Raw genomic sequence first — 15,147 nt, forward strand, 5'->3', positions numbered from 1 at the left:
AATCATGCGTTTGCGCGTGTTGGACTCACTTGACACTTTCCCTACAGAATGCGCGCGCATGGAACCGACGATATGAAAGAACCGCGCGATGCATGGCAGGCTTTTCCTAAGTAGGAAAACGGCGCGCGCCTCTTGCTCGAAACCCCGAGGCACTCCGCCCGCAATGGCCACCCTAACCGGGATCACCCGTATTCAAAGGATGCTTCCGAATGACGGCAATGAAGTTTGATGCTGCGAAAGCTGCCTGTCCGCTAACGACCCGATTGCAGACGTTTGGCGCTCCGTCCGCTTTCCGCCCCCAGAGTATGAGCGATCATTCTGTTCCTGCGATCAGACGCACGGGCGATGGCCGCCAGATTCCTTCGCGCATTTCCCGACTGGGTCCTTGCGCGCGCAGCGCGAGATAGAAAGGCCCTGCTGGAATAGAAATGGCGTTCGGGCCGCTGCCATCGCGCGAAAAGGTTATCGTGACTGACCCATCTTCGGAAACGACCAATCCACGAGTATTCGAACTCACCAGATACTTGTCCTCTGTGTTGGGGTGCAGCTCTTGGGTAGTGCGATCGTAGACCGTCACTGACCAGAAGAACTCGCTTGGCGGCACGCTATCAAGCTTTAGCGAGTAAGCCCCCTCGGACCCGTCGAGCATATTGCCATCGGCATCGATGAAAGTCGTGTAGGCATAGTTTTCGAGCCGGACATTAGCGCCAAGCCCTAAGCTGTGAACGCCGGCACGATAGTTGTAGTTGTAGCCATAGCGACCAATATCGAACGGCTCTCGCCAGCCGCCTATCATTGCGCCGTTCTGGGTCTTGATCGTTTCGGCAAAACGATTGGCGCGTTCAAATCCCCGACTGGCCGCTTGAGCGATGACGGGATCTTCCAGCGCCTGCTCGACCGACATCGGTCCGCCAACGCCCAGCCCGCGGAAACCATGGACAAGCGCGGCTTCGCCGATCCGCACGCCCGCTTCTTCAACGATCCAGTCGAGCACCCGAAGAAATGCCGCCGGATCGTCCATTTCTGCAGGCTGAGGGAACGGCCGGCTCGAAGCAGAGTTGAGGCGCGGGCTGATTGTGAAGCTATCCTGCAGCGCTCTGACGGCCGGCAATTCCTCCCGATCTTCGACCTCCACCCGCATCAAAATCCACATGTATTGCTGTGTGACCCTGAACAGTTCGGCACCGTCCGGTACTTCTCCGCCCCAATCGGTCGTGGCGATGAGATAGGTCCCGCCATCCGTGCCGTGAGTGCGTGCGCTGATGTTCGTCGCATTGCCGAACAGGTCGAGAAAATTGAGGGTGTAGTACCGCCCGTTCGTCGGCGGAACGGTGATCAGTACCGGCCCGCTCGACAGATCGAGATACGCATTGGAATAGAGCGTGTCTGCGTTCGGTGTCTTGAATGGTTTGTATCCTGGGCCAGCCAGATCGCGGCCATGCGAGAATCTGTTGAAACCGACATAGAGAGCCGAGGTCTCGTCCACCGCCTGAGCGTGCATTTGCGTATAGGTCAGTACGGCGGGCCGTCCGAATAGCGCGGCATTATAGGCGCTGTTTTCAGCCCAGATACCTCGCATCGCAGGATCTTCTGGGACGGTGTCCTCGGCCAGTGGCTCGAGAAACTGATCGGCACGGCTGGCATCATACAGCCGCGGCTCGCCACTCGCCGGTGAGACAATGGCGCCCCCAAATAACAAGATCGCGGCGGCGCAGTATCGAGTGAAGCTGCCCATGAGTTATCTCCGATAGGAATATGAGCCAGCTGATCGGCTCGGTAAAAAAGGGGCCGCGCAGTGCACGGCCCCGGAAGTGAACCTCGACCGAGAGCTCAGGTCGAAGCGCTTGGGAAATCGAATGGGCGCTAGAACTCGAAGCCCAGTGTCACACCGTACTGGCGGGGCGGGATCGCCGAGCCGAACGCAAAGAGGCCTGCTACTGGCAGTGCCGATCCGAGCCCCTCCTGATCGAGCAGGTTGCGACCGAATACCCGGGCGTAGATGTTGGAATCGTCGCCTGTGTAAAGCGTGTAGGTAATCGCTGCCGAGAGATCCTCGGTTGCCGGGTGCAAGCCACGCGGATCGTTGAGACCGAAATCGAACGGCGCCGGTACGATGGTCGTCTGGTACGAGCTGGTCGTGCTCAGCCGGACATTGAACTGGAGCTCACTGTTCGCGGAAACTTCCGTTTCGTAGTTGGCAGCCAGCGAGAAGGTGAAGTCCGGCGTGCGGCGCAGCTGCTGCGTCGAGGCATCCTCGCCCGGATCGAACTGTCCGTTTACGTTGCGGTCGACGAAGAAGCTGTCGTAATCCGCGTCGAGTATGCCGATCGCGCCAGTCAGGGTGAACCCGTCGAACAGGTTCGCTCTCATGTCCATTTCGAGGCCCTTGATCGTGGCGCTCGCCGCGTTGAGCGTGACGGTTTCCTGCGGGTTGGCCGAGCCGGGAGGCGTCGCCTGCACGACGTCTTCCTGCTTGTCGTCATACTTCGAATAGAAACCGGCGAAATTGAGGATGATATCGCCGCCAAGGAACGAGGTCTTGAGACCAAGCTCATAAGAGTCGACCGTTTCCGGATCGAACGAAGTGGCGACCGCCGTCGGGCTGTTGGCACGGCCGTTGAAGCCGCCCGCACGATAACCGCGAGCGTAGGATGCGTAGGCAAGGATATCGTCGGTGACATCGTAATCGACGCTCACGCGCGGAGTGAACTCGCTCCAGCTGTCCTCATTGCTGAAGACCGCGCCTGGCGCGAGAGTGCGCGTGAACTCCTTGTCATCCCACGAGTAGCGCGCACCAAGGCTCAGACGCAGCCGGTCGGTCAGCGACACGTCGAAGTCCCCGAAGATCGCGAAGCTTTCGGTCTGGTGATCCGTCATCGGATTGACCTGTGCACCGCCAGGGAGCGTCGTGGTTTGATCGAGCTGGTATTCGTTCTCCCAATAGAAGAGGCCAAGCACGCCTGACACGCCTTCGAAGAACTCTCCGCCGACGCGCAGTTCCTGGCTGAACTGGCGATAGTCCTGCGCGCGATCGGTCTGGAAGAAGGGGATCGAGGTGCCATCGAAGTCCTGAATTACGCGCTCGTCCGAGTCCCTGAGCGCGGTGATCGATGTCAGCGTCAGATCGCCGATTTCCCAATTGACCTGTCCCGACAGCGCCACTTCGTCGAAATCGATCGAGCCGAGCTCGTTCGAGAAGACAGTGTAGAGATCTTCCTTCGTATTGCGGTTGCACTGCTCCGGAATGACCGCGCCGAGCGCAATGCAAAGCACGTCGTTATCGTTCGAAAGCGAAGACACGGCCGGATCGCCGCCGATCTCCGAATATTCCGCCGTCAGCAGGATTTCGAGGGACGGGCTCGGCTCAACCAGCAAGGTCGCACCGACATTTGTGTTCGAGTTCGCGCCCGTGTCGCGATCGAGAGTTACATTTTCGTAGAAGCCATCGAATTCGCGGTCATAGCCGAACAGCTTGAGGCCGAAGATGTCTCCGTCGCCCACATTGAGCACGGCGTTGAATTCCTGGCGTCCGAAGTTTCCGAACGTCGCTTCGCCGCGCACGCCGAACTCCTTCGTCGGTCGCGAACGCTTGATATTGATGACGCCGCCGATGGTGTTGCGACCGAACAGGGTGCCTTGCGGCCCGCGCAGCACCTCCACCGTTTCGAAGTCGAACGCGTTGCCTAGCTGGCCCGTGTTAGTTCCGCTGAAGACTCCATCGATGACCACGCCGACGGTGGGTTCGAAGGACTTCTCGATATCCTCGAAGCTAACGCCGCGCAGCGAGATCGCGCCGCCACCCGGACCGGCACCCACGGGGTCGATGACTAGGTTCGGAGCAAGACCTTCGACGTCCTCGACCGTCAGCGCTCCCTGCGTTGCCAACTGTTCGGTGCTGACGACCGTTACGGCCAGCGGCACGTCCTGAACCGACTCATCGCCGCGCAGGCGGCCGGTGACGACGATCTCGCCTTCCATTTCGGCAGCGTTCTCATCCGAATCTTGTGCGATGGCAGGCGTTGCCCATGCCATGCTCGCCAGCATTGTGGAGCCCAGCAGTCCAAACCCATATCTCTTGGTCATCATTTCCTCCCCGTGTCGTTCCTGCCAAATTTGCGCATTGGCAGTTCAAGACCTATTCGATTTTATTAATCGCGATTTATATCTTGGGAGCGGTGCCTTGCTATCATCAAATGTGTCAGTGCGATTTAGCCGGCGCTGGCTCGCATGAGCATCTCGCGCCAAACGGCGAAAAGGGCGATGATCGGTCGTTCCACATGGGCCGTACTGGCCGTGGCGACGTGCGCTTTGGCCGGTTGCGCCGAGCAGACGAGCCTACCTGCTCAGACCGATCTCGAGGCGAGCACCGGAGTCGCGCTCGCGCCCTATCCGCAAGAGGTCTACTGGGGGGACCTTCACGTTCACACCAATCTCTCGTTCGACAGCAACACTTTCGGTAACGAGCGGCTCGGACCCGACGATGCCTACCGCTTTGCGGCAGGCGAAACTGTCGTCGCGTCGAGCGGCCGATCGGCGAAACTAGCAAAACCACTCGATTTTCTGATGGTTGCCGACCATGCGGAGTTTCTGGGGGTGCTGAGCGCCGTAAGAGATGATGAGCGCGGCATCGTCGAGACGACCCTGGGCAGTCGATGGTCGGGCTATATGCGGGGCGAAAACGGCCTCCGCGATGTGATGGACGATTACGTCGCCATGGTGACCCGGGCAAAGCCGATGGACTTGCCCGGAAAAGCCTTCGAAAAGACATCGTGGAACAAGCTGATCGAAGCGGCCGAGCAGCACAATCGCCCGGGTCAGTTCACCGCCTTTGCTGGATACGAATGGACGTCGATGCCGGGCGGGCGAAATCTTCACCGCGTGGTGATGTTCCGCGACGGTCCTGACAAGACCAGGCAAACCCTGCCTTTCTCCGCGCTTGAGAGCGATGATCCCGAAAGACTTTGGGACTATCTGGCCAGCTACGAGCAGTCGACGGGTGGCGAGGTGATGGCGATCGCTCACAATGGCAATTTGTCCGGCGGCCTGATGTTCGATGACACGGGCATGGACGGCAAGCCACTGACGGCCGACTATGCCAAGCGCCGGTCACGCTGGGAGCCGGTCTACGAAGTCACCCAGGTCAAGGGGGATGGCGAAGCGCACCCCTTGCTCTCTCCTGACGACCGGTATGCCGATTTCGAGACATTCTACGAAACCGACATCACGATGCGGCCTCGAAGCGAGGACCCCGAGGCATTGCGCAAGGGTTTGCAAGGCGATTACGCCCGCGCCGGGCTCAAAAAGGGGCTGCGCTATACTGAGGAACTCGGCTTCAACCCGTTCCAGTTCGGGCTGATGGGTTCGACCGACAGCCACACCGCGCTTGCTACGGCGGACGACGACAACTTCTGGGGCAAATTTCTCGATTCAGAGCCCGGGCCGGAACGGCTTCAGAGCAAGATGGGCGGAAACCTGTGGGGCAACGCCGGACTGTCGGCTTCGGGGTACACCGGCGTCTGGGCACGGGCGAACACGCGCGAAGAGATTTTCGCGGCTTTCAAACGCCGCGAGGTCTATGCGACAACGGGGCCGCGTATGCGGCTGAGAGTGTTCGCGGGCTGGAACTTCGCGCAGTCCGATTTCCAGCGCCGTGATGCTGACGCATTCGGGTATGACGCAGGGGTTCCAATGGGGGGAATCCTTCGCAAAGCATCCGGCGCTGAGCGCCCGACCCTGCTGATCCGGGCGCTGAAAGATCCGGACGGAGCTCCTCTAGAGCGCGTTCAGGTCGTGAAAGGATGGCTGGATAGTGACGGTGAAGCTCAGGAGCGCGTCTTTGATGTCGCGGTAGCGAAGCGCGGGACTGCGCTTTTCGATATCGCATGGACCGATCCGCAATTCGAAGCCGACCAGCAGGCCTTCTACTATGTGCGCCTGCTTCAAGTCCCAACCAAGCGCTGGACGACATACGATGCGGAGCGTTACGGCATCGACATCCCCGAAGGCATACCGCGCATGATCCGCGAGCGTGCCTACAGCTCACCGATCTGGTATCGGCCCGATCTGAGCAAAAGCCGATAATCCATGTCCGCGAGTGTCCCAGCCGTGAAAGACCGAAAAAAGGTCAAGCGAGGCCGCCCCGCCAACTCATCTGGAAAGAAGACCCGCGAGCGCCTAATGCGCGCGGCTGCGAGCCATTTCTCGAAGGCAGAGTTTTCGGACGTGAGCATGGATGCGATTGCCGCCGAAGCAGGACTGACAGGCGCCGCGATCTACAACCACTTCGCGTCAAAGGATGCCCTGTTCATCGCCACCGCGGTGCACATGACCCGAACCAACCTTCAAACCATCGAGCAGGCAATCGCGGAGCAAGAAGGGTGGCGAGACCAGCTCAGAGCGGTACTCATGCTGTATGTCGACGACCAGACAGGCTGGTTTCAGTATCCGATGCTGACACCTGCAGTGCAGCTCAAGATGCTGCGAAACCGTGATGACTATAGCGAAATGCTGTCCTTGCGGCGCGATTACGCCGCACAGTTCGAGAAGATCATTGCCGGCGCTATCGCGGAAGGCGACCTGCCGGACCATTTGCCGATCGCCTTGGCCGGACAACTGATGGTCGCCTTCATCTACAACGGCATGGGAACTGTCCTAAGCCACCGAGGCGATGACGTCGATGTCCAGAGGATAGTAGATGCGACGGCAGTCATGCTGGGTGGGACTGTCAGCGCAAATCGGTCGGGAAGCTGACTATACTTGTTGATACCCAAGAGCGCTATTGTGATCCTGGAATTCGAAAGCTGACGTTCCGCAATCGGCCCAATCATGGTCAAAGGACTGATTCATCTGAATGTCCGCTTTCCACCCATGTCGTGACGGTTTGACCGAGCTAACCAGCTGCCAGGAGCGGACGGTCAGCTTACGACCCGATTGTGGACACCAGCTCGATCTGCCATCACCGTCAGGTGATAGCGAAAAAACCTGCAGCTCTATTTATTTGTCTCGCTGTCGCGGGATGTGATCCGTTCGACGCCGATAGCGGCAGCAAGAAAACGTCAAACGAAGTCGAAGACGCCTCGGCGGCGCCGCAGTATGGCGACGTAACCCGTATTTCTGGCGTCTTTCGGTTTTACTTCGAAATCAGTTCAATCGCTTTTTGTCCTGAACCGCGAGCGTGCCATGAGAGACTTCGATCATCCCATGCAACTGGCTGTTGGGTTGACTTCGATGATGATGCTAACATCGATTTGAATCGAATTATTGGGAAAGAGGGCCGGTTCGAACACGAGGGCGACTACTGGCTCGAGGGCAAGGGGCAAATCGCGGTTCAGCCCGGGTATTTCGGCCACCTTGGCAACTATGGCTGCCAAGTCAGAATTACTAGTGTCAGCGCTTTCGCACAGTTTCCCGACTAACCTAATCTGGCGAAGTGTACGAGTGTCCGCTTTCCCACCCATTGGCGGACATTCCGCCTTATCGTCGTCTCGCCGGAAAGCGGACTCGAGATCGTACAGCTGGAAGGCGCACGCAAGAGTGGCGGAAAGAGGACCGGCGTTTTGCCCCTCGCCGTCTCTCCGGGGACTCGCTCAGCCCCTACTCATCATCCTCGCCCAGCATGGGCGAGGGGCGGTCGAGCGCCAGTTCGGCCTTAGATTCGCAAGTTTATCGAGCCTCGCGGTGTTCTGGAGCGATCCACGTGGTGTGAGGCGTTGCTACACACCATTCCAGCAGGTCAAGTTCCTGAGTTGACGGCGGAAAGGAAGAGGTCAGGGTCACCTCTGCGTGTTCACCGCTCCGTTCAATTCGGAGTCGCGAACCATTCTCATGGAGATAGGTGAAAGCGGTCGGATCTTGGCCTTTACGCGTGCCGAGCTCCTCGTAATCTTCGAAAATGTGTGAACCGTTTCCGGACATCAAACACTCTTGGACATCGTGCACCGAGTATTCGCTGGATCGTTGAAATTGCGGTTGAACATGCATCGCAAACGAACCGTCATTATTCGCCCGAGTGGCGAGGAAGCCCAGTCCGAGGGCGGCTGCAATCAGCACTATCGTCCCGGTAAGCTTGTTCATCCCAACTTACTCGTCATCCTCGCCGAGCATGGGCGAGGGGCGGTCGAGTGCTAGTTCGGCCTCGGAAAAGGTGAAGGGGCTGCGCACGCCGGGCAACCCGCCCAATTCGATCGCCATGCCGCGCGCCTTCACCTGACGGTCGGCGAAGACCTGGTCGATCGCGTGGATCGGTCCGGCGGGTACGCCCGCTTCCGCACAGGCAGTTAGCAGCTCTTCAAGCGCGAAACCGCTCGTCGCCTCGGCGATGATCGCGTCGATCTCTGCGCGGTTTGCGATCCGCGCTTCATTGGTGGCAAAGCGCTCCTCGCCGAGCAGATCGTCGCGCCCAAGCACGTGCAGCAGCTTGCGGAACAGTCCGTCATTGGCGGGAGCCAGCACGACCTGACCATCGCTCACCGGAAAGACGCCATAGGCGCTGACCTGCGCGTGCTCGTTCCCCATGCGCGGCGGGTTCTCGCCGGTGACCTGATAATGCAGCGCCTGACTCGCGAGCAGGCCGACCGAGCAATCGAGCAGCGCCATGTCGACATGCTGGCCGCGTCCCGTCCGCTCTCGCATCGCGAGCGCCGCCTGCGTCCCGATCATCGAATAGAGCCCGCAGGTCAGGTCGGAGATGGAAATGCCCATCTTCATCGGTTGCCCCTGCGGTTCGCCGGTCAGCGCCATGAAGCCGCTCATCGCCTGGATGACGAAATCATAGCCCGCCTCATGCGCGCGCGGCCCCGTCTGGCCGAAGCCTGTCACCGAACAATAGACGAGACGCGGATTAAGCTGGGCGAGGCTCTCGTAATCGAGCCCGAACTTCGCCAGCGTGCCGGTCTTGAAGTTTTCGACCAGCACATCGGCATCGGCGATGAGTGCCTTGACCCGGTCGAGATCTTCGGCGCGCTTGAAGTCGGCCACGATGCTGCGCTTGCCGCGATTGACCGCATGGTAATAGGCCGCCTCGCGCCGCGTCTCGCCATCCGGCCCCTCGCGCTCGACCCAGGGCGGGCCCCATTTGCGGGTGCCATCGCCATCGGGGCTTTCGACCTTGATCACGTCGGCACCGAGATCGGCGAAGATTTGCCCGACCCACGGGCCCGCGAGCACACGCGCGAGCTCCACCACCTTGAGCCCGGCGTGCGGAGCATTGGGATTGCGCGGTTTATCGAGCCACATGAGAATTGCCCCGGTCAGGCGTTAGCCAGCGCGACCTCGTATTTCGCGGTGGTGCTGGCGGCGATATCTTCCTCGCTAACGCCGGGCGCAAGCTCGATCAGGCGGAACGGGCTGTCGTGGTCGGGGCGCTGGAACACGCCGAGATTGGTGATGACCATGTCGACCACATTCGTGCCGGTCAGCGGCAAGGTGCATTCGGGGATGAACTTGGGATCGCCGCCCTTGCTGGTGTGGTCCATGACCACGATGATCTTCTTCACGCCCGCGACGAGATCCATCGCGCCGCCCATGCCCTTGATCATCTTGCCCGGGATCATCCAGTTGGCAATGTCGCCGTTCTCGGCCACTTCCATCGCGCCGAGCACGGTCAGGTCGATGTGCCCGCCGCGGATCATGGCAAAGCTGGTCGCGCTGTCGAAATAGGCGCTGTGCGGCAGTTCGCTGATGGTCTGCTTGCCAGCATTGATAAGGTCGGGATCGACCTCGTCATCATAGGGGAAGGGACCGATGCCGAGCATGCCGTTTTCGCTCTGCAGCGTCACATGCATCCCGTCGGGGATGTGGTTGGCGACCAGCGTCGGGATGCCGATGCCGAGGTTGACGTAATAGCCGTCCTCCAGCTCCTGCGCAGCGCGGGCGGCCATTTCGTCTCGGGTCCAGCCAGTTTTCTCTTCCGACATGATCGGTCCTATTCCTGTGTCATTGGCGCTGTCGCCAGCGGTGTTGACGTGATGGGTGGGGGGGTGATGAACCAGCCCGCATTGCGCAGGGCGAACAGGCGCGTCGCCATGTCCGGGTTCTTGAGGTAATCGTATAGTTCGTCGAAATCCGACATCGTGTCGCCGGCAATGGCGATCAGGCAATAGTCGCTTGCGAAGGCGGCGCGGCGCGTCTGCTTGCGCTCGTCGAAGCTGTTCATGAGCAGCAAGGTATCTTCGCCCAGCGGGTCGAGACCGCTCGCAGAAAGCCTATCGCGAATGCGCTCCGCATCGATCATGAGACGGCTGGATATCCAGCCGATGGTCACGTCCTGGCGGCGCAACTGATCGAGCTTGGCTACAATGCCAGGATCGCTGGGGATGGCTCCGTCGAGGGCAAACATCCTGCCATCGGGGTCGAGATCGATCAGGACGGCGCGTGGCTGGGATCGGCACTCCACCCGCTTTCCGTCGAGAGAACCGGGATTGGCGAGCACCGCCGACTTGGCCTCTTTCGGTGCCAGCGCAGCCTGAGCGAGAGCGTAGGAGGCAAAGGCGTTGTAGGTGCCGGGTGCGCTGCCGCTCGCCGCAACACCTGCGCCTGTCGGGGCGGGGAGTTCGGTCAATTCGGAGACGCGCCAGTCCTGCGCGCTGGCGGTTGTCGCACTGCTCTGCGGGGTTGCTGCTGACGGGGGCGGTGTCGCTGCGGAAGCGGTGCCTGCGACGCGCACCTCACCTGTCGGCTCGCTCGTTTGTGCCTTGGGTGCCGTGCTTCGTCCTGCTTCGCGTGCAACGTCGCGTGTTGCCAGCGCTCCGCCCGCGACCACTGGCAGGGCCGCAATCAGGCAGCCCTGCAGCATCAGCGCCGCTCCCGCGAGCAAAGTCAGGCGGATGGCGGGTTTCGGGTTCACGCGGTTTCGCGTTCTCTCACGGTGCGGAACTCGATCTTCTTGTCGTAAGGCGCGCCTACGATCATCCGGTTCACGAAAACGCCGGGCAGGTGGATGCAATCGGGATCGAGCGAGCCAGTGGGCACGATTTCCTCGACCTCCACCACGCAGACCTTCCCGCAGGTCGCGGCGGGCATGTTGAAATTGCGCGCGGTCTTGCGGAACATGAGGTTGCCGGTCTCGTCGGCTTTCCATCCCTTGACGATGGAGAGGTCGGCAAAGATGCCCTGTTCGAGGATGTAATCCTCCATCTGGCCATCGCGGTTGGCGAACTGCTTCACTTCCTTGCCCTCGGCCACTTGCGTGCCGACGCCGGTCTTCGTGTAGAACCCGGGTATGCCTGCGCCGCCAGCGCGCATGCGTTCTGCCAGCGTCCCTTGAGGGCAGAACTCGACTTCGAGCTCGCCGGAAAGAAACTGCCGTTCGAACTCCTTGTTCTCGCCGACATAGGAGCTGATCATTTTCCTGACCTGCTTGGTGCGCAGCAGCTTGCCGATACCTTCGTTATCGATGCCTGCATTGTTCGAGGCAAAGGTCAGGCCGGTCACCCCGCTGTCGCGGATTGCATCGAGAAGTCGCTCCGGAATACCGCAAAGGCCGAAGCCCCCGGCGGCGATCAGCATGTCGTCGGTCAGCAGCCCTTCGAGGGCTGCGGCGGCATTGGGGTAGAGCTTGTCCATGACGAGGGCGTTTAGCCATGTGCATGCCCTGTGTCACGGTTCGAAATCTCCAGTAGCCCTCCGCGGTGGTGCTGTTCGGCGAACGCGCCCGCACTTGGTCGATTGGCGCTTTCCGGCAGGTCTGTTGCCGCTATCCCGACCCAATCCAGACAGCAGGGGGACCAAGATGTTCAGAAGACCGCTTTCATTCACTGTAGCCGTTGCCGCCTTGGCCGCGAGTTTTCCGCTGAGCGCCGCGCCCGAAGATTACGCCGGGATCATTGCGGATGAGGCGCGGCTGGATGCCAACCGGCAGCTCGACGAGAATCGCCGTCCTGCCGAAGTCCTCGACTTCGCCGGGTTCAACGAAGGGCAGGTCGTCGCCGACTATCTCGCAGGCGCAGGTTATTTCAGCGAGATGATCGCTACGATCGTCGGACCCGAAGGTCGGGTCTATCCGATGAATCCGGTCGGCTTCCACAATGCCGAGGCCTGGAATGCAATCGGCGCGATGCACGAGAACATTTCTCCCCTGATCGCGGCCAACACCCATTTGCAACTTGCGCCGGGCAGTGTCGATGCGATCCTGACCCACCTGACTTTTCATGACCTCTATTGGGAATCGGAGCGCTTCGAATACGCGCGGCTCGATGTGCCTAGCGTCCTGCAGAACTGGCATATGGCCCTGAAGCCCGGCGGGACCGTCGTCGTGGTCGATCATTACGGCCCGGAAGGGGATACGCGCGAGGTAGTCGAGCGCATCCACCGGATCGATCCGGCGACCGTGATTGGCGCAATGCAGCGGGCCGGCTTCGAGCTGGTTGACCGCAGTGACGCCCTCGCCAATCCGGAAGACGATCTGGACACCTCGGTCTTTGATGAAAGCGTGCGTGGCAAGACCAGCCGATTCATGCTGAAATTCAGGAAGATGTGAGCGGCTGCCTAGGTTGCAAAAGGTGCAACATTCGATGTTCTTTTCGCACTTGCGAAATAAATTGCTGCAATGCACATAAGGCATGCCTTTAAGGCATCCTCTCCCAAAGACTTTCCAGCCCGGTCGATATTTCGGCCGGGCTTTTTCTTGTCCGCAGCGCTCTTCCGCAAGGGTTGGTCCGCGTCCTGATACAACGATCCGGCACGGTATTCTCCCGAGGCGTGGGCACACTTCGTCTATTCGCACATTTGCAAGAGGTGGACGCGCTTCCTAGCTTGGGAGCACGCGCCCTAGCGAATCGCAACAAGAGAGAATTCCATGGCCGATGCCGACGCCCCGACCAAACCCGAAAAGAGCAAGGCGAAATCCGTCCGGCTGCAGGTTGCAGCCGCAAGGCAGGAGGAATCGGGTCAGGGCATCGCGCGCATGCCGCGCTCCGCTTTCCAGGAACTGGGCATCACCGAAGGCGATATTGTCGAGGTCATCGGCAAGCGCAGCACAGCCGCAGTCGCCATGGCGGCCTATCAGGAAGACGAGACGCTCGACGTCGTGCGGCTCGACGGTCTCCAGCGCGGCAATGCCGAAGTCGGCTCGGGCGAGCATGTCGAGATCGCGAAGGCTGAATCGCGCCCCGCAACGCGCGTCGTTTTCGCCCCTGCCCAGCGCGAAATGCGGCTGCAGGGTCCGACGCAGGCGCTGAAGCGCAACTTCTTCCGCAAACCGATCGTGGCGGGCGATCTCGTCGCCACCACCGGCCAGCAGCCGGTCCAGAACATGCCGCCCGATGTGCGCCAGCTGCTTCGAACGCCGGCCTATGCCCTCACACAGATCCGTCTCTCCGTCGTGTCGACCGCGCCCAAGGGTATCGTCCATATCGACGAGAACACCGAGGTCGAGCTGCGCGCCGAGTTCGAGGAACCGCGCGATGCACGCGCTGCGGTCAATTATGACGATGTCGGCGGCATGGGCGATACCATCCAGCAATTGCGCGAGATGGTCGAACTGCCGCTGCGTTACCCCGAGCTGTTCACCCGCCTCGGCGTCGATCCGCCCAAGGGCGTACTGCTCCACGGCCCGCCCGGGACCGGCAAGACCCGACTCGCCCAGGCGGTCGCCAATGAAAGCGATGCCGAGTTCTTCACCATCAATGGCCCGGAGATCATGGGCTCGGGCTATGGCGAGAGCGAGAAGCGGCTGCGCGAAGTGTTCGAGGAAGCTTCTCGCGTCGCGCCCGCCATCGTGTTCATCGACGAGATCGATTCTATCGCGCCCAAGCGCCAGCAGGTGCCGGGGGAAGCCGAAAAGCGCCTCGTCGCCCAGTTGCTGACGCTGATGGACGGGCTTGAAGCGCGCTCCAACCTCGTCGTCATCGCCGCGACCAACCGGCCCGATGCCATCGACGAGGCGCTGCGCCGTCCCGGCCGCTTCGACCGTGAGATCGTGATCGGCGTGCCCGATGAAAGCGGCCGCCGCGAAATCCTCGCCATCCACACGCGCGGCATGCCGCTGGGCGACAAGGTGGATCTGAAGGAGCTTTCGCGCATCACGCATGGCTTCGTCGGGGCCGATATCGCGGCGCTTGCACGCGAAGCCGCGATCGACGCGGTGCGCCGCATCATGCCGCGGATCGATCTCGACGAGCGGACCATCCCGCCCGAAGTGCTCGAGGACCTGTGCGTCACCCGCGAGGATTTTCTCTCCGCGCTCAAGCGCGTCCAGCCCTCGGCCATGCGCGAAGTGATGGTGCAGATGCCCAATGTCGGCTGGGACGACATCGGCGGCGTTGGCGATGCCATCGACAAGCTGCGCGAGGGGATCGAGCTGCCGCTCAAGAACCCTGACGCCTTCATGCGGCTGGGCATCCGCCCGGCCAAGGGCTTCCTTCTCTACGGCCCGCCCGGAACCGGCAAGACCTTGCTGGCAAAGGCGGTCGCGAAAGAGGCCGAAGCCAACTTCATATCGATGAAGAGCTCGGACCTCCTGTCGAAATGGTATGGCGAGAGCGAACAGCAGATCGCCAAGATGTTCCAGCGCGCCCGCGCCGTCGCGCCCTGCGTCGTCTTCATCGACGAGATCGACAGTCTCGTGCCCGCACGCGGGTCAGGCCAGGGCGAGCCGCAGGTGACGGGCCGCGTGGTCAACACGATCCTGGCCGAGATGGACGGGCTGGAGGATCTGCAGTCGGTCGTCGTGATCGGCGCCACCAACCGTCCGACACTGGTCGATCCGGCGCTGTTGCGTCCCGGCCGCTTCGATGAACTGGTCTATGTCGGCACGCCCGACACCGCAGGCCGCAAGCACATCCTCGAAATCCATACCGGCGGCATGCCGCTCGGCGAGGATGTCGATCTGTCCGACGTCGCGGCGAAGACCGAGCGCTTTACCGGTGCCGATCTCGAAGACGTGGTCCGCCGCGCCGGTCTCAACGCGCTGCGCCGCGTGGGCGGGGAGGTCGAGAAGGTCGAGGCGATCGACTTTACCGAAGCGCTCAAGGATTCGCGTGCCACGGTCACTTCCAAGATGGAGGCCGAGTACAAGAAGATGCGGGGCGAGTTGAAGAAGCGCGCTGCCGAGGTTCAGCCGATCGGCTTCATCCATGAAGGGATGGTCGAACCGATCCGCGACCGCAAGCACGGTGGGCCGGAAGAAAGCGGGATCGAATAGAGCGGGCG

At 61.1% G+C, this 15,147-nt stretch carries 12 protein-coding genes; 5 read left to right on the forward strand and 7 right to left on the reverse strand.

Annotated elements, in window-relative coordinates:
- Positions 1–313: 313 nt before the first annotated feature.
- Both CCE89_RS07555 and CCE89_RS07560 read right to left on the reverse strand, forming a co-directional pair.
- The gene (locus CCE89_RS07555) at positions 314–1,735 is read right to left on the reverse strand and encodes a DUF1254 domain-containing protein (RefSeq protein WP_086437428.1); all 1,422 of its coding nucleotides are present in this window, start codon (positions 1,733–1,735) and stop codon (positions 314–316) included.
- Between the two features lie 128 nt (positions 1,736–1,863).
- Positions 1,864–4,083, reverse strand: coding sequence for a TonB-dependent receptor (locus tag CCE89_RS07560; protein ID WP_159456617.1), 2,220 nt, complete (start codon positions 4,081–4,083; stop codon positions 1,864–1,866).
- 177 nt (positions 4,084–4,260) lie between these two features.
- Here CCE89_RS07560 and CCE89_RS07565 point away from each other — a divergent pair, with 177 nt between their 5' ends.
- The 3 genes from CCE89_RS07565 to CCE89_RS15110 all read left to right on the forward strand — a co-directional run bounded on the left by CCE89_RS07565 (position 4,261) and on the right by CCE89_RS15110 (position 7,415).
- Positions 4,261–6,081: a DUF3604 domain-containing protein gene (locus tag CCE89_RS07565; RefSeq protein ID WP_086438030.1), complete on the forward strand. Its 1,821-nt coding sequence runs from the start codon at positions 4,261–4,263 to the stop codon at positions 6,079–6,081.
- A gap of 96 nt (positions 6,082–6,177) precedes the next feature.
- Positions 6,178–6,750, forward strand: coding sequence for a TetR/AcrR family transcriptional regulator (locus CCE89_RS07570; RefSeq protein ID WP_159456618.1), 573 nt, complete (start codon positions 6,178–6,180; stop codon positions 6,748–6,750).
- Between the two features lie 182 nt (positions 6,751–6,932).
- Positions 6,933–7,415 carry a hypothetical protein gene (locus tag CCE89_RS15110; RefSeq protein ID WP_143255986.1) on the forward strand — a complete coding sequence of 161 codons (483 nt, stop codon included), beginning with the start codon at positions 6,933–6,935 and terminating at the stop codon, positions 7,413–7,415.
- Between the two features lie 247 nt (positions 7,416–7,662).
- Here the strand turns inward: CCE89_RS15110 and CCE89_RS15115 are convergent, their stop codons facing one another.
- The 5 genes from CCE89_RS15115 to CCE89_RS07595 are packed head-to-tail and all read right to left on the reverse strand — an operon-like array spanning position 7,663 to position 11,562.
- Entirely contained in the window at positions 7,663–8,073 is a 411-nt protein-coding gene (locus CCE89_RS15115; protein WP_143255987.1) for a hypothetical protein, read from the reverse strand.
- A 6-nt stretch (positions 8,074–8,079) separates the two neighbouring features.
- Positions 8,080–9,234, reverse strand: a complete 1,155-nt coding sequence (locus CCE89_RS07580) for a CaiB/BaiF CoA transferase family protein (RefSeq protein ID WP_086437432.1) — start codon at positions 9,232–9,234, stop codon at positions 8,080–8,082.
- A 14-nt stretch (positions 9,235–9,248) separates the two neighbouring features.
- Positions 9,249–9,914: a CoA transferase subunit B gene (locus tag CCE89_RS07585; RefSeq protein WP_086437433.1), complete on the reverse strand. Its 666-nt coding sequence runs from the start codon at positions 9,912–9,914 to the stop codon at positions 9,249–9,251.
- Positions 9,915–9,922: 8 nt separating this feature from the next.
- A complete protein-coding gene (locus CCE89_RS07590; protein WP_086437434.1) occupies positions 9,923–10,843 on the reverse strand; it encodes a hypothetical protein in 921 nt (306 codons plus the stop codon).
- Complete coding sequence (locus CCE89_RS07595) at positions 10,840–11,562, reverse strand: CoA transferase subunit A (protein ID WP_086437435.1); 723 nt, start codon at positions 11,560–11,562, stop codon at positions 10,840–10,842. Before CCE89_RS07595 ends, CCE89_RS07590 begins: the two co-directional genes overlap by 4 nt.
- Positions 11,563–11,728: 166 nt before the next feature.
- Between CCE89_RS07595 and CCE89_RS07600 the strand changes: the two genes are divergently transcribed.
- Complete coding sequence (locus CCE89_RS07600; protein ID WP_159456619.1) at positions 11,729–12,475, forward strand: class I SAM-dependent methyltransferase; 747 nt, start codon at positions 11,729–11,731, stop codon at positions 12,473–12,475.
- A gap of 318 nt (positions 12,476–12,793) precedes the next feature.
- A complete protein-coding gene (locus CCE89_RS07605) occupies positions 12,794–15,139 on the forward strand; it encodes a CDC48 family AAA ATPase (protein ID WP_086437437.1) in 2,346 nt (781 codons plus the stop codon).
- Positions 15,140–15,147 lie beyond the last annotated feature (8 nt).

Source organism: Altererythrobacter xiamenensis (genome assembly GCF_900177715.1).
In the GTDB taxonomy this organism is placed as follows: Bacteria; Pseudomonadota; Alphaproteobacteria; order Sphingomonadales; family Sphingomonadaceae; genus Erythrobacter; species Erythrobacter xiamenensis.